General features: G+C 72.2%; 15 protein-coding genes. 3 read left to right on the top strand and 12 right to left on the bottom strand.

The window, feature by feature from the left end; genetic code table 11:
• Nucleotides 1-266 precede the first annotated feature (266 nt).
• Both ACFWXQ_RS45105 and ACFWXQ_RS45100 read right to left on the bottom strand, forming a co-directional pair.
• Nucleotides 267-1,388 carry a glycerate kinase gene (locus ACFWXQ_RS45105; RefSeq protein WP_383942790.1) on the bottom strand — a complete coding sequence of 374 codons (1,122 nt, stop codon included), beginning with the start codon at nucleotides 1,386-1,388 and terminating at the stop codon, nucleotides 267-269.
• Between the two features lie 166 nt (nucleotides 1,389-1,554).
• Complete coding sequence (locus ACFWXQ_RS45100) at nucleotides 1,555-1,809, bottom strand: hypothetical protein (protein ID WP_383942776.1); 255 nt, start codon at nucleotides 1,807-1,809, stop codon at nucleotides 1,555-1,557.
• A 139-nt stretch (nucleotides 1,810-1,948) separates the two neighbouring features.
• Here ACFWXQ_RS45100 and ACFWXQ_RS45095 point away from each other — a divergent pair, with 139 nt between their 5' ends.
• The 3 genes from ACFWXQ_RS45095 (at nucleotide 1,949) to ACFWXQ_RS45085 (ending at nucleotide 4,442) form a co-directional block, all read left to right on the top strand.
• The gene (locus ACFWXQ_RS45095) at nucleotides 1,949-3,043 is read left to right on the top strand and encodes an ADP-ribosylglycohydrolase family protein (protein ID WP_383942773.1); all 1,095 of its coding nucleotides are present in this window, start codon (nucleotides 1,949-1,951) and stop codon (nucleotides 3,041-3,043) included.
• Between the two features lie 57 nt (nucleotides 3,044-3,100).
• Nucleotides 3,101-3,592, top strand: a complete 492-nt coding sequence (locus ACFWXQ_RS45090) for an NUDIX domain-containing protein (protein ID WP_383942770.1) — start codon at nucleotides 3,101-3,103, stop codon at nucleotides 3,590-3,592.
• A gap of 121 nt (nucleotides 3,593-3,713) precedes the next feature.
• On the top strand, nucleotides 3,714-4,442 hold the full coding sequence (locus tag ACFWXQ_RS45085) for an NAD-dependent deacetylase (RefSeq protein WP_383942767.1): 729 nt from the start codon (nucleotides 3,714-3,716) through the stop codon (nucleotides 4,440-4,442).
• Nucleotides 4,443-4,465: 23 nt separating this feature from the next.
• Here the strand turns inward: ACFWXQ_RS45085 and ACFWXQ_RS45080 are convergent, their stop codons facing one another.
• The 10 genes from ACFWXQ_RS45080 to ACFWXQ_RS45035 all read right to left on the bottom strand — a co-directional run bounded on the left by ACFWXQ_RS45080 (nucleotide 4,466) and on the right by ACFWXQ_RS45035 (nucleotide 26,134).
• Entirely contained in the window at nucleotides 4,466-4,957 is a 492-nt protein-coding gene (locus ACFWXQ_RS45080; RefSeq protein ID WP_383942764.1) for a methylated-DNA--[protein]-cysteine S-methyltransferase, read from the bottom strand.
• 20 nt (nucleotides 4,958-4,977) lie between these two features.
• A complete protein-coding gene (locus ACFWXQ_RS45075) occupies nucleotides 4,978-6,462 on the bottom strand; it encodes an AlkA N-terminal domain-containing protein (RefSeq protein ID WP_383942787.1) in 1,485 nt (494 codons plus the stop codon).
• Between the two features lie 86 nt (nucleotides 6,463-6,548).
• Entirely contained in the window at nucleotides 6,549-15,305 is an 8,757-nt protein-coding gene (locus tag ACFWXQ_RS45070; RefSeq protein WP_383942761.1) for a type I polyketide synthase, read from the bottom strand.
• Nucleotides 15,306-15,451: 146 nt separating this feature from the next.
• Nucleotides 15,452-19,354 carry a glycoside hydrolase family 2 TIM barrel-domain containing protein gene (locus ACFWXQ_RS45065; protein WP_383942758.1) on the bottom strand — a complete coding sequence of 1,301 codons (3,903 nt, stop codon included), beginning with the start codon at nucleotides 19,352-19,354 and terminating at the stop codon, nucleotides 15,452-15,454.
• Nucleotides 19,355-19,587: 233 nt separating this feature from the next.
• Nucleotides 19,588-20,097, bottom strand: coding sequence for an O-acetyl-ADP-ribose deacetylase (locus ACFWXQ_RS45060; RefSeq protein WP_383942755.1), 510 nt, complete (start codon nucleotides 20,095-20,097; stop codon nucleotides 19,588-19,590).
• Nucleotides 20,094-21,503: a phytoene desaturase family protein gene (locus ACFWXQ_RS45055; protein WP_383942784.1), complete on the bottom strand. Its 1,410-nt coding sequence runs from the start codon at nucleotides 21,501-21,503 to the stop codon at nucleotides 20,094-20,096. Before ACFWXQ_RS45055 ends, ACFWXQ_RS45060 begins: the two co-directional genes overlap by 4 nt.
• Nucleotides 21,504-21,665: 162 nt before the next feature.
• Nucleotides 21,666-22,511: an inositol monophosphatase family protein gene (locus ACFWXQ_RS45050; protein WP_383942752.1), complete on the bottom strand. Its 846-nt coding sequence runs from the start codon at nucleotides 22,509-22,511 to the stop codon at nucleotides 21,666-21,668.
• 119 nt (nucleotides 22,512-22,630) lie between these two features.
• A complete protein-coding gene (locus tag ACFWXQ_RS45045; protein ID WP_383942749.1) occupies nucleotides 22,631-24,733 on the bottom strand; it encodes a gamma-glutamyltransferase family protein in 2,103 nt (700 codons plus the stop codon).
• Nucleotides 24,734-24,788: 55 nt separating this feature from the next.
• On the bottom strand, nucleotides 24,789-25,430 hold the full coding sequence (locus ACFWXQ_RS45040; RefSeq protein WP_383942746.1) for a DUF4232 domain-containing protein: 642 nt from the start codon (nucleotides 25,428-25,430) through the stop codon (nucleotides 24,789-24,791).
• Between the two features lie 35 nt (nucleotides 25,431-25,465).
• The gene (locus ACFWXQ_RS45035; protein WP_383942782.1) at nucleotides 25,466-26,134 is read right to left on the bottom strand and encodes a response regulator; all 669 of its coding nucleotides are present in this window, start codon (nucleotides 26,132-26,134) and stop codon (nucleotides 25,466-25,468) included.
• Nucleotide 26,135: the final 1 nt, after the last annotated feature.

The following is a 26,135-nucleotide window of genomic DNA, read 5'->3' as shown; positions in this document are numbered from 1 at the left end:
CATTCCCGTCCCTTACTCGGGGGCTCCGCCCCCGAACCCCCAAAAGACTGCGCAGTTCCCCGCGCCCCTAGGTTTTTAGGGGCGCGGGGAACTGCGCGATCAGCCACAACGAACCCGCACACACATCGCAGCCCGCAAACCCCCACCCACCCCCCAGCCCCTCCGGCGTTTGAGGAGCGGGGGTTCGGGGGCGGAGCCCCTGAGTAAGTGACGGGAATGGGTAGGGGCGGCGGGGGCGAGGAAAGTCCCCGTTCGGCGTCCCGCCCTCAGATCAGGAAGTCCTGGGCGATTCGCTCGCCCACGGTTTCCAGGATGGGGCCCGCTTCGGCGATGCAGCGGGAGACATCGGGCTCGACGTCCGTGAGGGGATAGGCGCGACGGATGCCGGCCCGCCCAAGGGCCTCCGGCGGGAGCGCAAGGCGGCCACAGACCGCGATGACCTCCTTGTCGGCGGCCCGCGCGGCGGCAGCAACCCCGGCGGGAGCCTTCCCGTGCAGGGTCTGCTCGTCGAGGGACCCCTCACCGGTGATCACCAGCGTGGCCCGCTCAAGCGCGGGCGCGAAGCCGAGCACGTCGAGCATGACCTCGATACCCGGGCGGAAACTCGCGCCGAGGCCCACCAGAGCCCCGTACCCGATACCCCCCGCCGCCCCGGCCCCGGGCGCGACGGCGTACTCGGCCGCCTTGGACCCGATCGCCTTCTCCAGCACCGCGGCGAAGTGCGCGAGCCCCGCGTCCAGCACCGCCACATCGTCGGGCGAGGCCCCCTTCTGGGGCCCGTACACCGCCGGCGCCCCCTTGGGCCCGGTCAGCGGATTGTCCACGTCACTCGCGAGGACCACGTCCACGGAGGAGAGGCGGGGGTCAAGACCGGACAGGTCCGCCGTGGCCAGCCGTCCCAGGGAGCCTCCCCCGGGCGGCACCGGCTCGCCCTCCTCGTCGAGGAAGCGTGCCCCGAGCGCGGCCAGCATCCCGGCCCCGCCGTCCGTGGTGGCGCTGCCGCCGACGCCGAACACGATCGTGCGCGCCCCGGCGTCCAGCGCGGCCCGGAGCAGCTCCCCGGACCCGTAAGTGGACGACGTGAGCGGCGCGAAGGACCCGGCGGGCAGCCGCTGGAGCCCGCTGGCCTCGGCCATCTCCACGACGGCGGTGTCGTCGCGCAGCGCGAACGCGGCGGTGATCTCGTGACCGAGCGGCCCGGCGACCCGTACCTCACGCCGTTCGAACCCGGCGGCGACCGCCGCGTCGACCGTGCCGTCGCCGCCGTCGGCGACCGGCAGCGCCTCCACCTCGACCCGCGGCGCGACCCTGCGCAGTCCGGCCGTCACCCGCTCGGCCACCTGCACGGCCGTGAGCGAGCCCTTGAACTTGTCCGCGGCGATGAGCACCCGCTGGTTCCGGCCCTGGCCCCGATTCACTGCAGCGTCCGCCACCTTGCATTCCCCTTGCTCTTCGGGCCTTGCACACGTCAAGGCAGTCGCGCCGCTGCGACCCTAACCGGAGGAGGGGGCCGCTGCCCAGGGCGGTTCTCACGTCCCGGACAGCGGCCGCGGGTCAGCCGGCGTCGGCGCCGCGGGAGTCGTACAGCTGATGCGTCAGCGTCCCACTGCCCCCGAACGGCACGCTGATGTGTTCCAGCACGTCCTCCAGGGCATCGACGTCCCCGGTCCGCACCCCGACGTCCCCGGTGTTCACCAGAGGCTCGGCGGGGGCCGCCTGCGCGGGCGCCGCACCGGTGACGGACAGGACGGCGACGACCGCGGCGGCGGCACCGGCCGCCAGGACGGTCGTACGGCTCATCGGCTTCATGGATCTCCCAGTTCATGGGGCACCGGTTTCCGGGACCCCCAACCGCAATACGACTAAAACCTGACGAGCCTCTCATGTGGTGTAGTGCCGGATTTGCGTACAGCGGGCAGGAGGAGCGGGAATTCGGTACACCGGGTGTATGACCCCTGTGCGCGTTGACGATCTCGCGGACCGTGTCCTGGGCGGCTGGCTCGGCCGGATCGCGGGCAACATGCTCGGCAAACCGGTGGAGCGGGGCGACTACTGGACGCGGGACCGCATCGACCGCTACCTGCGGCAGGCCGACGCGCTGCCCCTCACCGACTACCTGCCGGAGCCGGCCGGTCCGAGCGAGGAGTTCGTGCTGCGCCCGGAGTGGCGCAGGTGCGTACGCGGCCGGATCCACGGCAGCTGCCGGGACGACGACGTGGACTACGCGATCCTCGGGCTGCATCTCCTGGAGACGCACGGTTTCGGCTTCAGTACGGAGCAGGTGGGCGACCTGTGGCTGCTGCGGCTGCCGTATCTGCAGACGTTCACGGCGGAGCGCGCGGCCTACCGGAACCTCGCGAACGGGCTGAAGCCGCCACTGACGGCGACCTACGACAACCCGTACCAGGAGTGGATCGGTGCCCTCATCCGCGCCGACGTCTACGGCTGGACCAGTCCGGGCCTGCCCCGGCGCGCTGCCTCGCTGGCCCGGCGGGACGCGGTGCTGTCCCATACGGGGAACGGTGTGTACGGGGCGATGTGGGCGGCGGCGCTGGTGGCTGCCGCGTTCACCGCGCCGACCGTGCGGGACGCCCTGGACACCGCGCTCACGGTGATCCCGGCGAGCAGCCGCCTGGCCCGTACCGTGCGCCGCGTGATGACGCTCCACGAGAGCCGGCTGGGCTGGGAGGACACGCTCGACACGGTGGCGGAGGAGACGGCGGGCCTCGGCTGGATCCACACGGTCCCGAACGCCGCCGTCCTGACGGCCGGACTCCTGTACGGCGAGGGCGACTTCAGCCGCTCCATCGCCCTCACGGTCCGCGGCGGTCTGGACACCGACTCGAACGGCGCGACAGCGGGTTCCGTCGCGGGGGTGCTGGGCGGAGCCGCCGCGATTCCCCCGCAGTGGACGGTCCCGCTGGAGGACACCGTGCACAGCGCGGTGTTCGGCTTCGACGGGGTACGGATCAGTGAACTGGCGGAGCGGACAGTGCGGTTGGCGGTGCGTGCCGAGCTGCCCGCCGGGGCGGTGACCTCGTAAGGATTACTCCCGGGTGATCTTTCCCGCCCTCCGGGCCGGCCTCGTTACGCTGCCCCAATGACGACTCCTGACTACGCCACGTACATCGCGGGACTCCCCCGTGTCCTCGTCGGCGCCGCCGCGCTCTTCCGTGACGCCGAGGGCCGTGTGCTGCTCGTCGAGCCCAACTACCGCGACGGCTGGGCGCTGCCCGGCGGAACCGTCGAGTCCGACGACGGCGAGACCCCGCGGCAGGGCGCCCGCCGGGAGACGCTGGAGGAGATCGGCCTGGACCTGGAGATCGGCCGGCTGCTCGCGGTGGACTGGGTGCCCGGCACCACGCGGCCGCCGATCGTGGCGTACCTGTACGACGGAGGCGTCCTGTCGGAGGACCAGTTCAAGGCGATCCGGCTCCAGGAGGAGGAACTGCTGTCCTGGCGCCTGGTGGCCCGCGAGGAGTTCCCCGAGTACATCTCGGGCTCCCTGGGCAGCCGCGTGCTCGCCTCACTGGACGTGCTCGCGACGGGCGCGGGAACGGTGGAACTGGAGAACGGGCGTCCCGTGGCCTGAGCCCTTGGGCTCCTCGCCTCCGCCGCCCGCATGACCCATCGACCGGTGCGATGCGAGGTCGAGCTGTCCAGGCGCCCGATATCCACTCGCCCCACGTGCACGCGCGACCTACCCTCGGCCCATGAACAAGCCGCTCGTCGCCCTGCTCAGTGGCGCAGGTGTCTCCACCGATTCCGGGATTCCCGACTACCGCGGTCCGAACGGGTTGTGGCAGCGGGATCCCGAGGCTCAGAAGCTCGTGACGTACGAGTACTACATGGGTGATCCGGAGATCCGGCGCCGGTCCTGGCAGATGCGGCGGAAGAACCGCACGCTGCAGGCGGAGCCGAACGCCGCGCATCTGGCCGTGGCCGAACTGGAGCGGGCCCGGGTGCCGGTCAGGGTGATCACGCAGAACGTGGACGGGCTGCACCAGCTGGCCGGAATGCCCGCGCGCAAGGTGCTCGAACTGCACGGCAGCGCACGGAGTTTCGTGTGTACGAAGTGTCGTGCGCGCGGGCCGATGGAGGACGCCCTCGCCCGGGTCGAGGCCGGGGAGGAGGATCCGCCGTGTCTGGAGTGCGGCGGGATCCTGAAGTCTGCGACGGTGTTCTTCGGCGAGCGGCTCGACCCCGTGGTGCTCGGTGAGGCGGTCGCGATCACCAAGGCCTGCCAGGTGTTCATCGCCGTCGGCACCAGCCTCCAGGTCCAGCCCGCCGCCGACCTCGCCGGAATCGCCGCCGACCACGACGCACGGCTCGTCATCGTCAACGCCGAGCCGACCCCGTACGACGATCGCGCCGACGAGGTGATCCGGGAGCCGATCGGCACGGCCCTGCCCGCGCTGTTGCGCAGCCTGGCGGCCGGCTGATCGGCAGGGGGCAGGCGTCCGTTTCAGAACAGTGCGGCGTCTGCCTCTCCCCGTTCGAAGTCCAGCAGTTGCCGCTTGCGTTCCAGGCCGCCGCCGTAGCCGGTCAGGCTGCCGTTGGCGCCGACGACCCGGTGGCAGGGCACGATGATCCCGAGCGGGTTCTTGCCGTTGGCGAGGCCTACCGCGCGGGATGCGTTCGGGTTGCCGAGGGCGTCGGCGAGCTCGCCGTACGAACGGGTCTCGCCGTACGGGATCCTCTGGAGCTGTTCCCAGACGGAGCGCTGGAACGGGGTGCCGTCCAGGTGGAGTTGGATCGTGAATTCCTTCAACTCGCCCGCGAAATAGGCCCGTAGTTCGTCGATCGTCCCGGTGAAGGGTGTGTCGTCCGGGTCGCCGAAGGTCTCCTCGGGTGGGCGGTGGCGCTGGTCGGTCATGTAGAGGCCGGACAGGACCCCGTCGGTGGCGACGAGGGTGAGCGGGCCGTAGGGACTGTCGATCACGGTGTGCTGTTTCACTGAAGGTCCTCGGGCCGGAATCATGCGGGAAGGAAGTTGATCGGGTGGCTGTCGGTCGCCCACAGGTACTGGACGGCGTACGCGCGCCAGGGCCGCCAGTCCGCGGCGCGTGCCGTGAGCGCGGCAGGAGTGGACGGCAGGCCCAACTCCTGGGCGGCGCGGCGGACTCCGAGATCGGTGGGCAGGAAGGCGTCGGGGTCGCCGAAGGCGCGCATGGCGATGACCTCGACGGTCCACGGCCCGAAACCGGGCAGCGCGAGCAGTCTGGCCCGGCTCTCCGCCCAGTCGCTCTCCACGCCCAAGTGGAGGGTTCCGTCGGCGAGTTGGCGGACGAGGGTGGTGAGGGTGGCCCGGCGGGTGGCCGGCATGGCGAGGGCCTCGGGGTCGAGGGCCGCCAGCGACTCCGCGGACGGGAAGAGGTGCGTGAGCCCGCCCTCGGGGTCGTCGACCGCCTCACCGTGCGCCGCGACCAGCCGGGCCGCGTGCGTACGGGCCGCGGCCGTGGAGACCTGCTGGCCCAGCACGGCCCGTACGGCGAACTCGGCCTCGTCGACCGTACGCGGCACCCGGCGGCCCGGCGCCTTGTCGACGAGCGGGGCCAACAGCGGGTCCGTACGCAGCTGGTCGTCGACCGCGACCGGGTCGGCGTCCAGGTCGAGCATGCGGCGGCAGCGGCTGATGGCGACGGTCAGGTCACGCATGTCGCTGAGGGTGAGCCGGCATCCGATGTGGTCGGCGGTCGGGGTGAGCGCGACGACGCCGTGACCGTACGGCAGACGCAGGGTGCGCCGGTACGCGCCGTCGCGCCACTCCTCCACCCCGGGTACGGCGGTGGCGGCGAGGTGGCCGAAGAGGTTGTCGGGGTTGAGCGGGGACCGGAAGGGTAGGCGGAGGCTCAACACCCCTGGTGTGCCTGATGAGTTGGTGCGGCTCGCCCGGTTCTTCGGCACCCTGGTGCGCAGCTCGCTCGGTGAGAGGGCGAAGACCTCACGGACCGTGTCGTTGAAGGTGCGGATGGACGAGAAGCCCGCCGCGAAGGCGATGTCGGCCATCGGGAGCGGGGTCGTCTCGATGAGCAGCCGTGCCGTCTGGGCGCGCTGGGCGCGGGCGAGGGCCAGCGGTCCTGCACCCAGTTCGGCGAGGAGCTGCCGTTCGATCTGCCGGGTGCTGTAGCCGAGCCGGGTCGCCAGGCCCGGCACGCCCTCGCGGTCCACGATCCCGTCGCCGATCAGCCGCATCGCCCGGGCCACGAGGTCGGCGCGCTGGTTCCACTCGGGCGAGCCGGGGCTCGTATCGGGGCGGCACCGCTTGCAGGCCCGGAACCCGGCCTGCTGGCAGGCGGCGGCGCTCGGGTGGAACGTCATGTTCTCCGGCTTCGGCGGCACGACGGGGCAACTCGGTCGGCAGTAGATCCGCGTGGTCAGCACCGCAGTGAAGAACCACCCGTCGAAGCGGGCGTCCTTCGACTGGACGGCGCGTACGCAGCGCTCGGTGTCGGTGTGCATCCCGTTCTGCATACCTCCCAGCATCGGCCATGGTCATGGCACTGGCTGGCGAGAATCCGACATCTACCTGAGGGTGCCTTCCTCCGCTACCCGAGGGCGCCTCCCGCCGCCCCGCCGAGGGTGCCGAGGGCGCCGATCCAGGTGCGGACCGCGGTCGCCGTCGTACGGGCATCTTCCCGGAGGAGGGTCAGATGGTCGCCCGGGACGTCCACGTGCTCGTGCGGCAGCGGCCACGAGGTCCGCCAGCGGTCCGCGTCCGGTCCCGCCGCCATCTCCGGCGTGGGGTGCGTGGCGCGTACCAGGAGGGTCGGCGTCGCGACCGGTTCCGGGTCGTAGTCCATGAAGATCCGCGTGTACGCCCCCATGGCGGCGACGCCGGTGTCCTCGTACAGGCGGGGTGCAACGGCGGCGGGCAGGGCGAGCAGCCAGTCCTTGCTGCTGTTGCCTTCGTCGATGAGGTACGTGTCGAGCAGGATCTGGCCCGCGGGAGGTGTCCCGAGCCCTTCGAGCCGCCGGGTCACGGCGTGGGCGGCGGCACCGGCCGTGGACGCGCCGACCAGCACGAAGGGCCGGTCGCCGACGTGCCGAAGCACCGTCTCGGCGTGGGTGCGCGCCAGCGCCTCCCGGTCGGCGGGCACGGCGGCACCCGCGCCGAGGCCCGGGTGCGGGAGTTCCAGTACGTCCCGTTCGCCGTCGAAGCAGCGATGGAAGTCGGCGAACTCCCCGCCCGGTACGGCGAAGGGCGGATGGTACCCGGCAAGGAAGACGAGTACGGGACGGGCGGAGCCCTCGGCCCGGCGGAGGGGTGGCAGGGCGTGCGCGCGGCTCTCGTCCGCGCCGAACGTCGGCAGAGCGCGGGACGCCGAGACCAGCATGTGCATGCCCGCGGTCACCTCGCCCTTCGCGCAGAGCGTGCGGTAGAGGGTGGCGAGGGTCTGGGAGGGGCGGGTCGTGGGTTCGGGGCGGGCGGGTGTGGGTGTGGGTGTGGGTGTGGGTGCAGATGCGGGGCCCGCCTGGCTCTTCGGATCCGGGGCGTGGTCCGGCCTCTGATCCGACGGCCTGTGTCCCGGCTCCGGATCTGACTGCCGGCCCTGCATCTGCGTCTGCGTCTGCGCCTGCGTCTGCCCCTGCGGCTGCGGCTGCGGCTGCGGCTGCGGCTGTGCTTCGGGCGTTTCGGGCGTTTCGCCGCTGATCAAGTCGAGCAGGTGCCGGGCGAGCGCGTCCGCCGTGGGGTGGTCGAACACCACCGTGGCGGGGAGCCAGAGCCCCGTGGCCGTGCTCAGGGCGTTGCGGAACTGGACCGCCATCAGGGAGTCGAAGCCGAGGTCGGCAAGGGGCTTGCCGGCCGGCAGCGCGTCGCCGTCGGGGTATCCGAGGACCACGGCGACCGCGTCGCGCACCCGCTCCGCGAGCGCGCCCTCCCGTTCCCCGTCGGGCAGCCCCGCCAAGCGCTCGCGCCATGCTCCCTGCTCCGCCGCGACCCGCGCGCCGGCGCCGGTTCCGGAGCCGGGGGTGTCGGCGGAGGCGGCCGCCGGTCGTCCCGTGCGTACGAGCCCCCGCAGCAGCGGTGGTACGAGCCCGTCGGCGGCCCGGAGAGCGGCCCGGAGTGCGGCCTGGTCCAGCAGGACGGGTGCGAGCACGGGTTCATCGGTGCGCAGCGCCGCGTCGAACAGCGCCATGCCCTGTTCCGGGGAGAGCGCCCGGACCAGGTCCCGGCCCGTCGCCTCGCGGAGTCCGGCCGCCATGCCGCCGTCGTGGCCCCACAGCCCCCACGCGAGGGAGACGGCAGGCAGCCCCAGCGAGACGCGGTGGTGGGCGAGGGCGTCCAGGAAGGAGTTCGCCGCCGCGTAGTTGCCCTGGCCGGGGCGACCGAGCAGCCCCGAAGCCGAGGAGAACAGCACGAACGCCGACAGGTCCAGATCACGGGTCAGCTCATGAAGGTGCCATGCCGCGTCCGCCTTGGGCCGCAGCACCGCCGCCATCCGCTCCGGCGTGAGCGAGTCGAGTACGCCGTCGTCGAGCACCCCCGCCGCGTGGACCACGGCACTCAACGGAGGCTCGCAGAGCCCGATCACCTCGGCCAGGGCGGAACGGTCGGCCGCGTCGCATGCGACCACGCGCACCTCGGCGCCCAACTTCTCCAATTCCGTACGCAGTTCGGCCGCGCCCGGTGCCTGCGGGCCGCGTCGCCCGGTGAGGAGCAGGTGGCGTACGCCGTGATCGGTGACCAGATGCCGGGCCAGTTCCGCACCGAGCGCGCCCGTGCCGCCGGTGATCAGCACGGTGCCGTGCGGTCCGAAGCCTCCGGTTTCGAGCGGCCCGGCGGCCGAGGCCGCGACAAGCCGTGGTGCCGTCAACTGCCCTGCTCGGATGGATAGTTGAGGTTCGCCTGTGGCCACCGCCGCGGGCAGCATCCGCAGGGACTCCGGCCGTCCGTCCACGTCGACCAGGACGACACGGCCCGGCATCTCCGACTGGGCTGTGCGCACCAGGCCCCATACCGCGGCTCCGGCCAGGTCCGGGACCGGCGCGGAGGCGTCCCGGGTGACGACGAGCAGCCGTGAACCCGCCGCCCGTGGATCGGCCTGCCAGGTCCGCAGTGCTTCCAGGACCCTGCCGGTCAGTTGGTGTGTCGCGGAGACTGGATCGGGGGCCCCGGCGGGGGTGAGGGCCGTGAGCACCGCGATGTCGGGCACGGAAGGCTTGCCGGCCGGCGGGATGTCCGTGTTGCCCGACGGCGGAAGGTACGCGCCGAGGCCCAGCTCGTCCGGACCCAGCAACGTCCAGGTCCCGCTTCCGGAGTCGGCAGGCCGGTTGACAACCGGGGCACGGGGAACGGCGACCGGAGTCCAGCCGGGGCGCAGCAACGCCCGTCGCACCACGTCGTCCGCCGAATCCAGTTGGCCGCCGGGCAGTTCTCGGGTGACCAGCGACTCGACTCCGGCCACCGGCCGCCCCGCCGTGTCGGCGAGTGTCACCGTGACCGCCCCCGTTCCCGTCGGCGTCAGCCGCACCCGGACCTCGGACGCCCCGTCCGCGTACAACTGCACACCACTCCACGCGAACGGCAGCCGCACGGAACCCGAGCCGAAACCGGAGCCGAAACCGGGACTGGAACCCGTGCCGGAGCCAGGACCGGCACCCGAGCCGGGCTCGGAGCCGAACCCAGCCGCTGAGCCGGGCCCGGCGAGCAGCATGCTGTGCACCGCCGCGTCCAGCAGAGCCGGATGGATGCCGAAGCGGGCGGCGTCCAGGGCCTGTCCCTCGGGCAGCCGGACCTCCGCGAAGAGTTCCGCTCCCCGCCGCCACACGGCACGGACGCCCTGGAAGGCGGGCCCGTAGCCGAGGTCACCGTCCGCCAACGTCTCGTACGCGTCGGCCAGTTGTACCGGTACGGCACCTTCAGGAGGCCACACCTTCAGGTCGCTCTCCGACGGGTCCGCCGTCGCCGAGGGTGCCCCGCTCAGCGCCCCTGTGACATGCCGGGTCCAGCCCTCCTTGGCGCCCTCCGGCTCATCCGGCTCACCCGGCTCCTCCGGCTCGTCCCGTCGCGAGTAGACGTCCACCGATCGCCGCCCGGAGTCGTCCACCGGACCGACCACCACCTGGACCTGTACCCCCGCACTGTCGGGCAGCACGAGCGGCGCCACGACCACGAGTTCGTCCAGGCGGGCGCAGCCGACCTCGTCGCCGGCGCGGACGGCCATCTCCACGAAGGCCGTCGCGGGGACGAGGACGCTCCCGGCGATCACGTGGTCGCCGAGCCAGGGCTGCGCGACCGTCGAGAGCCGCCCGGACAGCACCGTCCGGTCCGTGTCCGGCACCGTGAACGCCGGGCCGAGCAGCGGATGCCCCTGCGCGTCGGACCTGGCTCCAACACCCGCACCCGCACCCGCACCGGCACCGGCACCGGCACCGGCACCGGCACCGGGAGCGTCCAGCCAGTACCTCCGGCGCTGGAAGGCGTACGTCGGCAGATCCACCCGCCGCGCCCCCGAACCGGCGAACACCGCGGCCCAGTCGACGCCCGCTCCGCGCACATGCAGCCGGGCCACGGCCGACAACAGCGACTCGGGTTCCCGCAAGCCGGACCCACCCGGCAACTGCCCAACAGCAGCGGCGAATTCGGAACGGCGACCACTGCCGATACCCGGACTCGACAACACTCCCTCGGCCGCCCCCGTGAGCACGGGCCCGGGACCGACCTCCAGAAACGCCCCGACGTCCTCGTTCTCGCCGAGCCACCGCACGGCGTCCGCGAACCGCACGGGCAGACGGGCATGCCGTACCCAGTACTCCGCCGAGCAGAGCTCCCCGGCCTCGGCGTCGGCCGGGCGCCCCGAGACGGTGGAGACCACCGGAATCCGCGGGGACCGATACGTCAACTCCTCGGCCACACGCCGGAATTCGTCGAGCATCGGCTCCACCAGCGGCGAGTGGAAGGCGTGACTCACCCGCAGCCGTACGGTCCTGCACCCACGCTCCGCGAACGTGTCCGCAACAACCAGCACGGCATCACGTACACCGGATATCACCACGGATCGCGGCCCGTTCACGGAGGCGATCGCGACCCGGTCGGTGAGACCGAGGTCGGTCAGTACGGGGACGACCTCGTCCTCTGCCGCGTACAGCGCGACCATCGCCCCGCCGTCCGGCAGCGCCTGCATCAGGCGGCCACGGGCCCCGACGAGGGCGGCGGCGTCGGGCAGGTCCAGCACCCCGGCGACATGCGCCGCGGCCAGTTCCCCGACGGAGTGTCCCACCAGGAAGTCGGGCCGTACGCCCCAGGATTCCAGCAGCCGGAACAGCGCCACCTCGAAGGCGAACAGGGCGGCCTGCGTGAAGTCCGTACGGTCGAGCAGCGAGGCGTCCGCTGAATCGTCCTGCGCGAACACCACTGTGCGCAGCGGGCGTTCGAGCTGTCCGTCGAGCGCCTTGCACACCTCGTCGAAGGCGGTCGCGAACGCGGGGTAGGTCTCGGCCAACTCCCTTCCCATGCCGATGCGTTGGGCACCCTGCCCGGTGAACAGGAATGCCGTGCGGATGCCGGGGTCGGCGACACCCTGGACGGTTCCGGGGGTGCGCTCGCCCTCCGCAAGGGCCCGGAGTCCCGCCAACTCCCCTTCGCCTCCCGGGGTGATGGCTGCGCGATGCGTCAGCGCCGACCTCGACACGGCGAGCGAGAGGGCGATGTCGGCCGAGTCCGCGGGGGTGAGCGCGGGGGTGAGCGCGGCGGGTCTGGCGGTCAACTCGTCGGCCAGCCGCTGTGCTTGGCCGCGCAGGGCGTGCTCGTCGGCTCCGGAGAGCAGCCAGGGCAGCCGGGGCGGTGACGTCGTATCGGCCGTGTCCCCCACGGCGGCCGCGGCGGCCGCGTCCGCCATGCCGATCATGCCGGCCGTGTCCGCCATGTCGGCCGTCTCAGCATGCTCGGCCGTTCGAGCGGGCTGTCGTCGACCCGTGGCCGGTGCGAGCGATTCCTCCCGAACCGCCGACGCCCCTTCCCGAACCGCCGGCGCCTCTTCCAGGATCACGTGGGCGTTGGTCCCGCCGATCCCGAACGCCGACACGCCCGCCCGGCGCGGCCGGTCGGGCGACGACGGCCAGGACCGGGCAGTGGTCAACAGCTCCACCCGGCCCGAGGACCAGTCGACGTGCGGGGACGGCGTCTCCGCGTGCAGGGTCGCGGGCAGCTCCGCGTGCCGCATGGCCTGCACCATCTTGATGACTCCGGCGACCCCGGCGGCCGCCTGGGTGTGCCCGAGGTTGGACTTGACCGAGCCCAGCCAGAGCGGCGGCCGCTCCGGGGCACGCTCCTGTCCGTACGTGGCCAGCAGCGCACTCGCCTCGATCGGATCGCCGAGCTTCGTGCCAGTGCCGTGCCCTTCCACCGCGTCGACGTCGCTCCCGCGGAGCCCGGCGTCGGCGAGCGCGCGGGCGATGAGCTGCCGCTGCGCCTGGCCGTTGGGCGCGGTGAGCCCGTTGGAGGCCCCGTCGGAGTTGACGGCGGAACCCCGCAGCACGGCCAGCACCGGATGTCCGTGGCGCCTCGCGTCGGACAGCCGCTCCAGCAGGACGAGCCCGACGCCCTCGCCCCAGCCGGTGCCGTCCGCCGACGAGGAGAACGACTTGCAGCGGCCGTCGGGCGACAGCCCGCGCTGTCGGCTGAACATGGTGAACGACCTCGGTGTCGCCATCACCGTGACCCCGCCGGCCAGAGCCATCGAGCACTCGCCGGAGCGCAGCGCACGCGCCGCCCAGTGCAGCGACACCAAGGAGGCCGAGCACGCGGTGTCGAGGGTGATCGCCGGGCCGCGCAGCCCGTACGTGTAGGCGATCCGCCCGGAGGCGACGCTGCCGGCCGAGCCCAGGCCCAGGTGCGCCTCCAACTCGTGGGGCTCGGTGCCGAATCGGTCTGCGTAGTCGGCGTACATCACACCGACGAACACACCGGTGTCGCTGTCGCGCAGGGATGCCGGGTCGATTCCGGCGCGCTCCCAGACCTCCCAGGAGGTCTCGAGGAGCAGTCGCTGCTGCGGGTCCATGGCCAGCGCCTCGCGCGGCGAGATCCCGAACAGGCCCGCGTCGAACTCGGCGGCCCGGTGCAGGAATCCGCCGCTGCGCGCGTACGACGTGCCGAGGCGGTCCGGATCGGGGTCGTACAGGGCGGCCAGGTCCCAGCCACGGTCGGCAGGGAAGTCCGAGACGGCGTCCCTGCCTTCGGAGACGAGCCGCCACAGGTCCTCCGGCGACTGGACGTCACCGGGGTAGCGGCAGCCCATGGCGACGACGACCACCGGGTCGTCGGCCTCGTCCGGGCCGGCCGCGGGGCTCTCGGCATCCGCTGTCTCCGGGCTGAAGAGGGCGGTCCGCAGATGGCGCGCCACCTCGGCGGGTGTCGGGTGGTCGTAGACGAGCGTGGTCGGCAGCCGCAGCCCGGTCGCCGCGCCCAGCCCCTCGATCAACGTGACGGCGCCCAGGGAAGTGAGCCCCAGTTCGACGAAGGGGCGCTCCGCGTCCCGCCGTTCGTACGGCTGCTCGCCGCGGACCTCCGCCGTCACGGAGAGCACGGTCTCGCGCAGCACGCGCTCGCGTTCCTCCGCGGAGAGGGGGGCCAGCCGCTCACGCAGTGCCGAGACACTCAACACACCTGACTTTTCAGGTACTTCCGGTACTTCAGGTATTTCCGGTACTTCAGATACTCCGGGTGTATCCGGCTGGAAACGGAGGTCGGGTGCGGGCCGCGCCAGACCCGGTACGACCGCGCGGCGCGCGATCTTGCCGGACGCCGTACGCGGCACGGCGGCGATCTCGTGGATCTCCGCGGGCACCTTGTGGTCGGACAGCAGGGTGCGGCACGTCCTCAGCACGCGCTGCGGGTCGAGCCCACCGGGACCGGGCACGACGAAGGCCACCGGGACCTCGCCGAGGATGTCGTGCGGGGCGCCCACGACGACGGCGTCGGCCACTCCGGGGCAGCTCAGCAGGGCCTGTTCGATCTCGGTGGGGTGGATGTTCTCGCCGCCGGTGATGATCAGTTCGCTGACCCGTCCCGTGAGGACGAGATGGCCGTGCTCGACCCGGCGGGCCAGGTCCCCGGTGCGGTACCAGCCGTCCTTGAGCGCGGCCGCGGTCGCCTCGGGCTGGTTGTGGTAGCCGGCCATGAGCCCGGGTCCGCGCACCCATACCTCGCCCTCGTCGCCGTCCGCGACGTCCCGCCCGGAGCGGGGATCGACGAGCCGTACGTCCATGCCGGGCGCCGGAAGCCCGCACGAGCCGTCGACCCTGGGCCCGTCAGGCCGGTTCACGGCGATCATCCCGCATGTCTCGGTGCTGCCGTAGGCGTCCAACAGGCGTGCCCCGAGCACCTCCTCGACGGCCCGGGCGAGCGACGGCGGAGTCGGCGCGCCCGCGACGACGCAGTGCCGCAGCCCGGTGCGCGGACGCCTGTCGGTCTCCCCGGCCGCCGACACCAGCCGGTGGTAGGTCGCGGGTACACCGGCCATCAACGTGAACGGCCCTTCAGCCCCCTGGCGCGCCTCGGACCTCTCGGAGGACCCCTCGTGCGCCTCGTCGAGTACGCCCAACAGACCGCCAGGCGGCAGGAGTTCCCCCGTGATGTGCGCACTCGCGCCGGTGGCGACGACGCCCAGCACGGCGAGCGAGTGCCCGAAGCTGTGGAACAGCGGGAGCGGCCACAGCAGCCGGTCCCCGGGCGAGAGCCCGAAGATCGGCGCGTAGCAGGCCTGCACCGACCAGAGCGCGGTGCGCTGCGTGGACACAACTCCCTTGGGGCGATGGGTGGTTCCGGAGGTGTAGAGCAGCCACGCCGGTTCGTCGAGCCCGAGATCGTCCCGCGCCGGTCCGGCGCCCTCGTCCGCAACCGCCGTATCGAGGAGTACGGTCCCGTCCGGGGCCTCCGCGGGCACCGCCCCCGCCCCGGTGATCAGCACCCGCAGACGGCCGAACTCCGCTTGTAGTCGGGCCAGTTGACCAAGATGCGCCCGATCAGTGACGATCACCGAGGCTCCGCTGTCCGCCAGCAGGTGCGCGAGTTCCGCGTCGGAGGAGCGGGGGTTCAGCAGGACGCCGACCCCGCTCGCCCGCGTCACGGCGAGGCAACTCTCCACCAGCTCGACGCAGTTGCCCAGCAGAACCGCGACCCGGTCACCCCGGCGGAGCCCCGCCCCCGCAAGATGACCTGCCAACTTCCCAGTGCGCCGCTCCAGTTCCCCGTACGTCACACCACGCGCGGAGTCCGAGAACGCGACCCGGTCACCCGCCCTGTCCGCATGCCGCTTCAGCAACTCCGGCAACGGCCGGATCAGTTCGTCGTCGTGCACCATGCCCCACCCCGTACGGTCCCCGAGCCGTTCTCCCCTGCTGAGGCGAGCCTACGTCTCACCAATCACAAGATCGAAAGAATCGGAGACCGAACGGCGGGCGTGTCGCTGCTCCTCGGAGAACTTCCTCGACGAACTCCCCCGCCGTACTACCCGGAGAACTCCCCCGCCGTGGGCCGCCGCGAGGCCGCCGTCGCCGCGTCGACGTCGGTGAGCGGACGCAGCCGGTAGGTGTAGGAGTAGTCCCGGTTCGCGAAGAGCTTGTACTCGTCGTGCGTGTGCGCGCCCCAGCTGTTGTCGCCGCCCACCCCCATCTGCCGGTGGTTCAGGCGGAGTACGACCTCCTCCCGCGGAGTCAGCTGGTAGTCGTGGCGCCTGCCGACCGACAGGTCCTCCGGGGTGAAGTGCGAGGCGTTGACCTCAAGGAGCGGTTCGCCGGAGACGAGCAGCCCGGTGCCGTCGCGGTCGGTCAGGGCGGCCCAGCGGACGTCGGTCTTGTTGCCGGTCTCCTGCGGGCGGCTGTAGGAGGTCCACTGCCCGGAGACGGTCCCGGAGTACAGCCCCACGTCGGTGGCATCGTGGCGGTCCCAGTGGTTCTCCTCGGGGCCACGGCCGTAGTAGTGCAGACGCGACAGCCGGCCCGGCAGGAACAGCAGGGTGCCGACCTCCGGGATGTAGGGCAGGTTCGCCGCCCCCGGGTGCAGGGTGTTGTCGACCTTGATCTCGCCGTTGCCGAAGACCGTATAGGTGGTGGTGTACGTCGATGCCGTGGTCGTTGGCAGGGTCCCCGCGACCTTGATCACGACGGCTCGGTCGCGTAGGGCCCGCACGCTCACGTCCGTCACCTTGCGCAGGGTCCCGGCATCGCGCCAGGTCTGGTTGCGGACGTGCTGGCCGTTGCCCCTGTCGTTGTCGGTCGGTGCCCGCCAGAAGTTCGGCGCGGGCCCGGAGGTGATCAGCCGGGTGCCGCGGGCCTCGTACGACGTGATGACGCCCGTGCGCTTGTCGACGGTGACGGAGAAGCCCTTGCCCTTGACCGTGACGGACCGTTCGCCGTCCTGGTGGCTCAGCGCGGGCACGCGTTCCAGCGGGACCAGCCGTACGGCCGGGCTGTCGGCGTCGACCGGGAGTTGTTGCTTGGCCACCTCGAAGCCGGCCTTCGCCCACTTCGTGCGTTCCTTGGTGGTGAAGGACAGTTGCAGGAAGTACTCCGCGCCGGGCGCCGGATCGGCCGGCAGCCTGAAGGGCACGGTGATGTCCTTGCTGCTGAGCGGCGGGACGTCCAGCTGGGCGCGGCTCAGTCTGCCGCGCCGTACGACCTCGCCGTCGGCGACGAGGGACCAACTCCCGTCGAATTCACGGAGGTTGGTGAAGAGGTTCTCGTTGGTGAGAGTGACGGACGCCCCGGGAGCCAGCGTGCCCCCTGCGGCGGGGGCGGCGTTGATGGCCTGGTAGATCTGCTTGACCTCGGCCGTCTTGCCGGTGAGGCGGCGGTCGGGGGTGACGAGGCCGTCCGAGGTCGAGTTGCCGTCGTTGGGGTTGTCGCCCCAGTCCCCGCCGTACGGGAAGAACGTCCGCTCGGCGGGCCGCTTCTTGGCGACCTCCACGGTGGCGGAGTCGAACCAGAACCGCACGCCGTCGTCGCCGGGACCGCGGCTGTCGTCGTTCAGTTCGGCGGCGCTCAGGGCACGGCCGTACACGCGGGCCCGCCGGATGGTCCCGCTGAACTCACGGACCGGGTTGTCGATATCGGTGGCGAGCGCTAGGGGTGCCGTGTTGCTGCCCGGCCGCAGGGTGGTGGTCCTCGTGCCCTTCACCGCGCCGTCGACATGGAGGGTCAGCGTGCCGGCGTCCGCGTCGAAGACGCCCGCGATGTGGTGCTCGGTGCCGGTCCAGCCGTCCGGCAGGGCCCAGCTCGCGGTGATCCACTGGCCGCTGCCGTAGATGAAGAACTCCAGTGTCCTGTTCGACTGTTTGAGGGCGTACTGCGTGTCGCCCTTTGCGAGGATCGGCTGGTGGTAGCCGGTGAAGTGCGGGGTGACCCACGCCTCCAGTGTCAGCGAGCCGGTGATGTCGAGGCGGGTGTCGCGGGCGAAGACGGTGCCGCCGGAGACACCCTTCTTCCGGTCGAAGGTGCCGGCGCCGACGAGGATCTCACCGCGGATCCTGCCGGGCCCGGAGTCGGTGAAGAGCGTGCGCGTGGGTGTGGGCCAGGTCAGGGACTGGTCGACGAAGTCCCAGATCCAGCCGCCCTGGAGGACGTCGTGACGGCGGACGATGTCCCAGTACTGCTTGAAGTTGCCGGTCGAGTTCCCCATCGAGTGGGCGTACTCGATCATGACGTAGGGCCGGGTGTCGGCGGTGTCCTTCGCCCGCTGCTCGACGCGTGCGGGACTGTCGTACATCTCCGACCGGATGTCGCTGACCGCCGGGCGGTCGTCGCCCTCGTACTGGACGACGCGGGTGGTGTCGTACGACTTGATCCAGTCGCGCATGGCGACGAACGTGCTGCCGCGGCCCGCTTCGTTGCCGAGCGACCAGATGACGACCGAGGCGTGGTTCTTGTCGCGGTGCACCATGTTCTGGGCGCGGGCCACGCAGGCCACGGTCCAGTCGGCGTGGTCGCCCGGGTACTCGCCGCTGATGCCGTGGGTCTCCAGGTTGGTCTCGTCGACGAGATACAGGCCGTACTCGTCGGCGAGTTCGTACCACGCGGGGTTGTTGGGGTAGTGCGAGGTGCGGACCGTGTTCATGTTGAGCCGCTTGATGATCGTGATGTCCTCGATCATGTCCGCGCGGGTGATCGCGGTACCGCGGGCGGGATGCATCTCGTGCCGGTTCGTGCCGCGCAGGGAGACGGGCTTGCCGTTGATGCGCATCAGCCCGTCCTTGAGGGCGAACTCACGCAGGCCGACCCGGTGGGAGAGCGTCTCGATCACCTTTCCGGCCGGGTCGCGCAGCCGCAGTACCGCGGTGTAGAGGTACGGGTGCTCCGCCGACCAGAGCTTCGGCGCGGGTACGTCCTTGGCGGCCTGGACGGTGACGTCCTGGCCCGGATGCCGCACGTCGGCCTGTTGTTGCAGTGGGCGGGACCACACCGGGTGCCCGGCCGCGTCGTACAACTGGGTCTCGACGGTGTGGCGTCCGGCGCCCTTGCCGCCGTAGTCGCGCACGCTCGCGGTGACCGACAGCCGGGCGGCCTTGTAGTCGTCGCTCAGCGGGGTGTCCAGCTTGAAGTCGCGCAGGTGCACGCCCGGGGTGGAGTACAGGTGGACCGAGCGGAAGATTCCGCTCAGCCGGATCATGTCCTGGTCCTCCATCCAGTCACCGTCGGAGAAGCGGTAGACCTCGACCGCGATCTGGTTGGCGCCGGGCTTGAGGTGGTCCGTGATGTCGTACTCGGCGGGGGTGTACGAGTCCTCGTGGTAGCCCACGAGTTCGCCGTTGATCCATACGTAGTGGGCGGACTTGACACCCTCGAAGTGCAGGAAGGTCCGCCGCCCTGCCCAGCCGCGGGGGACCGTGAAGGTACGGCGGTACTGGCCGACCGGGTTGAAGCGGGTCGGCGCGGCGGGCGGCTGCGCCTCCTCGCCGAGGCCGTTGGGGCCCCACCAGGGGTAGGTGATGTTGACGAAGATCGGGCGGTCGTAGCCCTGCATCTGCCAGACGGAGGGGACCGGGATGGTGTCCCAGGAGCTGTCGTCGACGTCCGTGCGGTGGAAGTCGGTGTCCCGGTCGTCGGGGCGGTCGGCGTAGGCGAACCTCCACCTCCCGTCGAGACTCATCCGGTACGGCGAGCGCGTGCGGTCACCGGCCAGCGCCTGTCCGACGTCCGCGTACGGGGTGAGTGTGGTGTGGGGCGGCTCGGTCCCCACCCGGAAGACGTCGATGGCGCCGTTCCACTCGGGTGTGCCGGCTGCGGCCCCGGGCTTTTCGGCCGCGTGCGTCGGGGCGGCCGACGAGGGCAGGGCGAGCACACCGAGGACGGCGGCCCCTCCCTCGATCAGTCGACGGCGGCTGACGGGAGGCATCTGCGCGGGCGGGTGCGGCATGACTGTGGCCTTCCTCGGTACGACAGTGGGGTGCGCGAACTGAGGGAGCGTCAGCTCTGTCGAGCTGGTCGAAGCGACTGACAGACGGAGTTGATGTCAGGACAGAATGCGACCGCTGAGGACAAAGACACCTACTGAGCCACAGAAAACCCTAAGACCCCAACACAATCGGAGCAATAATCCTGTCGGACTTTGTGTGATCGTGAGGGCTGGTGGGTCGGCGGGTCCGCCGGTCAGCGAGCTTGCGCCGCGAACGCCTCGTACGCCCGCTCGTCGAAGAGGACGAACCTGGCCTCGGTGACCGCCGTCTCGGTGTCCCGTACCGTCCCGACCGCGATGCGGGCGGCGTCGTCCATCGGCCATCCGTAGATACCGGCGGAGACGGCCGGGAACGCGACGGTCCGCGCGCCCAGTTCGTCGGCGACCCGCAGCGACTCCCGGTAGCAGGAGGCCAGCAGCTCCGAGCGGTCCTCGCTCCGGCTGTAGACGGGGCCGACCGTGTGGATCACCCAGCGCGCGTCCAGCCTGCCCGCCGTGGTGGCGACGGCCTGGCCGGTCCGCAGGCCCTTGCCGTAGTGGGAGGCGCGGAGTGCGCGGCACTCGGCGAGGATCTCGGGGCCGCCGCGCCGGTGGATGGCGCCGTCCACGCCTCCGCCGCCCAGCAGGGAGGAGTTCGCGGCGTTGACGATCGCGTCCACGCTCTGCCGGGTGATGTCGCCCTGGACGAACTCGATGGCGGTCATGACTGGCGCAGTCTCCTCCACACGGCCTTGGCCGCGTTGTGCCCCGACATGCCGTGCACGCCCGCGCCCGGCGGAGTGGCCGAGGAGCAGATGAACACCGCCGGATGCGGGGTGCTGTACGGGAACAGGGACAGCTTGGGGCGCAGCATCAGCTGGAGGCCGGAGGCCGCGCCGCAGGCGATGTCACCGCCCACGTAGTTGGCGTTGCGCGCGACGAGTTCCGGCGGGCCCGCCGTGGCGCGGGCGAGGACGCGGTCCCGGAAACCGGGCGCGAACCGCTCCAGCTGGCGCTCCATCACGTCCGTGAGGTCCCCGGTCCAGCCGTTCGGCACGTGGCCGTACGCCCAGAACACATGCTTTCCGGCCGGTGCCCTGGACGGGTCGACAACGCTCGGCTGCACGGTGATCAGAAACGGCGCGTCGGGAGCACGGCCCTCCCGGGAGGCGGCGCGCAGAGCGGTGCCGATCTCCTTGCTGCTCGCGCCGACCTGCACCGTGCCGGCGGCGCGTGCTTCCTTCGCGGTCCACGGCACCGGTCCGTCGAGGGCGTAGTCGACCTTGAAGACGCCCGCCCCGTACCGGAAGCGCTCGTAGTACCGCCCGAAGCCCGCGATACGGGCTAGCGCGGTCGGCGAGGTGTCGAAGATGTACGCGCGCGCGGGCGGCAGGTCGTCGAGACGCTTGACCTCGTAGTCGGTGTGGACGGCGCCGCCGAGGTCCTTGAGGTACGCGGTCAGCGCGTCGGAGATCGACTGGGAGCCGCCGCGGGCGACGGGCCAGCCCCGGGCGTGGGCGGCCAGCGCGAAGACGAGGCCGACCGCGCCGGTGGCGAATCCGCCCAGCGGGGCCATGACGTGCGCGACCAGTCCGGCGAACAGGGCCCTGGCCCGGTCGTCGCGGAACCGGCGCATCAGCCATGTCGAGGGCGGCAGCCCGGCCAGACCGAACCGGGCGAGAGTGACCGGGTCGCGCGGCAGCGCGGTGAGCGGCAGGGACATGAAATCCCGCGCCAGGGTGTCCCAGGTGTGGGTGAACGGCTCGACGAGCCTGCGGTACGGGCCCGCGTCACGCGGTCCGAACGAGGCGGCCGTCTCCGCCACGGAACGCGACAGCACGGCCGCCGTGCCGTCCAGGAAGGGGTGCGCCATGGGCAGTTCGGGCTGCAGCCACTCCAGGCCGTACCTCGCGAGTGGCATCGCGCGGAACGCGGGTGAGTTGATGCCCAGGGGATGCGCGGCGGAGCACGGGTCGTGCCGGAAGCCGGGCAGGGTCAGCTCCTCGGTGCGGGCGCCTCCCCCGACCGTGTCGCGTGCTTCGAAGACGGCCACGGAATAGCCGCGCCGGGCCAGCTCCACGGCAGCCGTCAGTCCGTTCGGCCCCGCACCCACCACGACGGCATCGAGCATCGACGGCACCTTCGGACTCCTTTGTCAGCCGATGGCCACTGGGGATCAGGATATGCCGGACCTCCTACAGCCCCGCTTCAGCCCCGGCCCGATTCAGCCCCCGGCCCGATTCAGCCCGGCCCGCTTCAGCCCCGGCCCGCTCAGTCCCGGCCCCGCATGGGTTCAGGCGCCGCCCGACAGCAGTCCGAGGACCCGGCGGGCCGTGGCCGCGTCCCGTGCCGCGGTGAACGGGAGGGCGTTGCCGCCGGTTATGCGGAAGGGCTCCCCCGCGAGCGTCAGGTGTGCGCCGCCCGACTCCTCGACGAGCAGGAGGCCCGCCGCGTGGTCCCAGGCGGCCTCCCACGAGAAGGCCGTGGCATCCAACTCGCCCCGCGCGACGGCGAGGTACTCGAGTCCGGCCGAGCCGCACGCGCGCGGGCTGACGCCCTCCGTCCAGAGGCCGAGGAGCGCGCGCTTCTGGTCATCCGTCGTGTAGTCCGGGTGGGACGTGGCCACTTCGAGGTCACGGCCGGGGGCGGGCGAGCCGGCGCGCAGGGGTTCGCCGTCGAGGAGGGCGCCCCTGCCCCGGACGGCGACGGCAAGTTGGTCGCGGGCCGGTGCGTACGTCCAGGACGCCAGCACCACTCCGCGGTGGGCGAGCGCGACCAGGGTGCAGAAGCCCGGGTCGCCGTGGACGAACTGCCGGGTGCCGTCCACCGGGTCGACTATCCAGACCGGTGCCTCGTCCTTGATCGCCTCGTACGTCGCGGGGTTGGCGTGGACCGCCTCCTCGCCCACGACGACCGAGCCGGGCAGGAGCTTGACCAGCGCCTCGGTGAGGTACTCCTCGGCCTTCCGGTCGGCGTCCGTGACCAGGTCGTGCGGGCCGGTCTTCTCGTCTATCTCGTGCGCGGCGAGCTGCCGGAAGCGCGGCATGATCTCCGTGGCGGCCGCCGTGCGGACGGCCTCTACTACGTCGGCTGTGCGGTGCGCGAGAAACTCGTCGATGGTTTCGATGTCCTGGATCATGCCTCCATGAGAGCACGCGCCACTGACAATCCACACCCGGCCGGTGTATCCCGGGTGGAATCACCATGAATAACGAGTGCTACGAGATCAGCGCCGCATGAGCCACGCCGGCGCCGGCCTCAGCGTCCGACCGCGTACCCCTGCATCCCCCGCGGATTCGCCGCCGCCGACAGCACGCCGGTCCGCGGGTCCCTCGCCACCGCGCACAGCCGGCCCTCGGACCAGGCGTCGCCGACCTGGACGTCGTGGCCGCGTCGGCGCAGCTCCTCCACCACCTCCGGGTCGGTGCGTGACTCGACGGTGACGCTGCCGGGGCGCATTCCGCGCGGGTAGAAGGAGCCGGGGAAGCTGTCGTTGTGCCAGTTCGGGGCGTCGATGGCGCCCTGGAGGTCCAGGCCGCCGCGCACCTCCGCTCGCAGGGCGACGGCCAGGAAGAAGTGCAGCTGCCACTGGTCCTGCTGGTCGCCGCCGGGCGTACCGAAGGCCATGACCGGCACCCCGTCCCGCAGCGCGAGCGAGGGCGTGAGAGTCGTACGGGGACGGCGGCCCGGCGTGAGGGAGTTGGGCAGCCCCTCGTCCAGCCAGGCCATCTGGAGCCGGGTGCCGAGCGGGAAGCCCAGCTCGGGCACGACCGGGTTGGACTGCAGCCAGCCGCCGCTGGGCGTGGCCGCGACCATGTTGCCCCAGCGGTCGACGATGTCGAGGTGGCAGGTGTCGCCCCGAGTCGCCCCGTCCGCGGAGACGTCGGGCTCCCCGGGCGCGGACGAGGCCGACGGCTCGGCGACGGTCGGCTCTCCCGGGCCCGCCCCCGCCTGGCCGGCGCCCACGCCCGCCGCACCCGCACCCGCACGGCCGACGCCCACACCCGCCGCACCTGCACCCGCACGCGCGTGCCCAGCTCCCGCTCCCGCTCCAGCCACCGTCGGCTCCCCGGCGCCCGCCGCACCCCCCGCCCGTGCCACCGTCGGCTCACCCGCCCCCGGCACCCCCAGCGCGTCGAACCCGGCCTCCCCCGCGGCCACCACGCGCGCGTGCCCGCTGAGCCGTGGTTCCTGCCCGCCCGGGCTGCCCGGCCGCAGCTCGTGGGAGGCCTTCTCCCCGACCAGCGCCCGCCGCCCGGCGTTGTACTCCTCCGACAGCAGCTCCTCCAGGGGGACCTCGCCCGCGTCCCCGTACCACGCCTCCCGGTCGGCCATCGCGAGCTTGCAGCCCTCGATCAGCAGGTGCACGTACTCGGCGGAGCCGTACTGCGGCAGCTCGGGCGGCAGCAGGGCCAGCTGCTGGAGGAGCACCGGGCCCTGGCTCCAGGGGCCTGCCTTGCACAGGGTCCAGCCCCGCCAGTCGTACGTGGCCGGCGCCTCGTAGGACGCGGACCAGCCGGCCAGGTCGGCCGCCGTCAGCGTGCCGGAGTGCCGTTCACCGCTGGTGTCCATCGTGGGCCGGGACGCCTGCCGTATCAGGGCCTCGGCGATGAAGCCCTCGCGCCATATCCGCCGCGCCGCCTCGATCTCGGCGATCCGCTCGCCACCGCCCCGCGCCCCGGGCTCCTGACGGACACCGGCCTCGTGACCGACCCCGGGCTCCTGACCGGCATCGGCCTCCCTTCGGGCCCCGGCCTCCTGCGCGGCCTCCGCCACCAGCCGCTTCCACGTCGCGGCCAGCGCCGGATTCCGGAACAGTTCGCCCGGCCGCGGGGGCCGCCCGTCCGGCAGGTACACATCGGCCGAGGACGTCCACTCGGTCTCGAAGAGCTCCCGTACCGTCTCGACGGTCTCGCCGACGCGCTCCACGGGCGCGTGGCCGTGCTCCGCGTACCCGATGGCGTACTTCAGGACGTCCGCCAGGGACTTCGTGCCGTGGTCGCGCAGCAGCAGCATCCACGCGTCGAAGGCCCCGGGCACCGCGGCCGCGAGGGGTCCCGTACCGGGTACGAGATCCAAACCCAGTCCCCTGTAGTGGGCGATCGTGGCCCCGGCCGGTGCCACGCCCTGTCCGCACAGCACCCGTACCTCCCCGCCCGCCGGGGCGAGGATGATCGGCACCTCGCCGGCGGGCCCGTTGAGGTGCGGCTCGACGACGTGCAGCACGAATCCGGCGGCGACGGCGGCGTCGTACGCGTTGCCGCCGTCCTCCAGTACGGCCATCGCCGACTGCGAGGCGAGCCAGTGCGTGGAGGACACCATCCCGAAGGTGCCCTGAAGTGTGGGTCGGGTCGTGAACACGGGGAAACTCCTCACTGCGGCGGCGTCCGGCGATCGTATGCAGCCCGCTGTGCCCCTACACCGAGGGCTGCCAGGCCGTCGTCCCCAGGATGTTCTCGGGGCCGATGTCGAGCGGATACGGAGGCTGCACGGTCACGGTGTCGTCCCCCTTCTTCGGAGCGACGCGGAGGTAGACACCGTCCTGGTTGTGCATCCGCCAGTACAGGGCCGCGTGCGCGCTCTCACCGGGGGCGAGGGTCAGCGCCCGGGGTCCGGGGTCCTCCGGTGCCATGGACACCTTGTCCGTGCCCTCGACGGTCCGTACACCCGGGAAGGGGTCGCCCGAGGCGTCGAGGACGGTGACGGCCGGGTAGCCGTTCAACTTGTACGGGCGGTCACCGCAGTTGATGACGTCGAGGCCCATGGCGCGCAGCCCCATGGCCGCGTTGCCCTCGTCGGCCCGGAAGCGCAGGCCGGACGGCGGGCACCCCTGCCCCTCCTGCACGGGTACGGACGGAGAGTGCGTGGGGATCCCGGACTGAGGTGGGTTCGCCGCCCGGGTCGGCACGTCCACGGCCGGTGTCGGCGTCGGGGTGGGCCTGCGTTCGGGGTTGCTCTCCCGGTCCAGCTCGGCGGAGAGCCCGCAGCCGCTCACCCCCAGCACCAGCAGACAGGCGAGGGCGACGCTGCGAACCGGTCTCGGGCGTATCGCGATCACACGCCGATCATCACACGGGACCCCGACGGAACCCCTCACTCCGCCGTCCCTCGTGCCGCGACGAGCCCCGACTCGTAGGCGAACACGACCAGTTGGGCGCGGTCCCGGGCCGCGAGCTTGGTCATCGCGCGGCTCACGTGGGTCTTGACGGTGAAGGGGCTGATGACCATGTGGGCGGCGATCTCCTCGTTGGTGAGGCCGCGGGCGGCGAGCGCGGTGACCTCGCGTTCGCGGCGGGTGAGGCACTCCAGTCCGGGGGCGCTGGCCCGGTCCGGGGGCCTGGCCACGAACTCGCCGATCAGCGTGCGGGTGACGGACGGCGACAGCAGGGCCTCGCCGCGCGCGACGACCTCGATGGCCTGGAGCAGGTCGGCGGGCTCGGTGTCCTTGAGCAGGAACCCGCTGGCGCCGGCCCGCAGCGCCTCGAAGACGTACTCGTCCAGGCCGTAGTTGGTCAGCATCACCACGCGTACGCCGGACAGTGCCGGGTCCGCGGCGATGTGGCGGGTCGCCTCGATGCCCGTCATCACCGGCATCTGGACGTCGAGGAGGGCGATGTCCGGGACATGCGCGCGCACCAGCGCCAGGCCCTGTTCCCCGTCGGCGGCCTCGCCGACCACCTCGATGCCCTCCTCGGCGTCCAGGAGGGCCCGGAACCCGGCGCGCATCAGGGCCTGGTCGTCGACCAGCGCGACCCTGATCAGG

This window comes from Streptomyces sp. NPDC058697, from assembly GCF_042715345.1.
GTDB lineage: Bacteria > Actinomycetota > Actinomycetes > Streptomycetales > Streptomycetaceae > Streptomyces > Streptomyces liliifuscus.
Note: the sequence above shows the minus strand (reverse complement) of the source record. Positions and strands in the feature narration are given on the sequence as shown.

Bases quoted from the DNA above. Each gene is read 5' to 3' on its own strand.
- ACFWXQ_RS45055 (WP_383942784.1), bottom strand. From the start codon at position 21,503: ATGCTCGATGCCGTCGTGGTGGGTGCGGGGCCGAACGGACTGACGGCT.
- ACFWXQ_RS45075 (WP_383942787.1), bottom strand. From the start codon at position 6,462: ATGCACACCGACACCGAGCGCTGCGTACGCGCCGTCCAGTCGAAGGAC.
- ACFWXQ_RS45060 (WP_383942755.1), bottom strand. From the start codon at position 20,097: ATGACCGCCATCGAGTTCGTCCAGGGCGACATCACCCGGCAGAGCGTG.
- ACFWXQ_RS45090 (WP_383942770.1), top strand. From the start codon at position 3,101: ATGACGACTCCTGACTACGCCACGTACATCGCGGGACTCCCCCGTGTC.
- ACFWXQ_RS45100 (WP_383942776.1), bottom strand. From the start codon at position 1,809: ATGAAGCCGATGAGCCGTACGACCGTCCTGGCGGCCGGTGCCGCCGCC.
- ACFWXQ_RS45050 (WP_383942752.1), bottom strand. From the start codon at position 22,511: ATGATCCAGGACATCGAAACCATCGACGAGTTTCTCGCGCACCGCACA.
- ACFWXQ_RS45065 (WP_383942758.1), bottom strand. From the start codon at position 19,354: ATGCCGCACCCGCCCGCGCAGATGCCTCCCGTCAGCCGCCGTCGACTG.
- ACFWXQ_RS45095 (WP_383942773.1), top strand. From the start codon at position 1,949: ATGACCCCTGTGCGCGTTGACGATCTCGCGGACCGTGTCCTGGGCGGC.
- ACFWXQ_RS45070 (WP_383942761.1), bottom strand. From the start codon at position 15,305: ATGGTGCACGACGACGAACTGATCCGGCCGTTGCCGGAGTTGCTGAAG.
- ACFWXQ_RS45085 (WP_383942767.1), top strand. From the start codon at position 3,714: ATGAACAAGCCGCTCGTCGCCCTGCTCAGTGGCGCAGGTGTCTCCACC.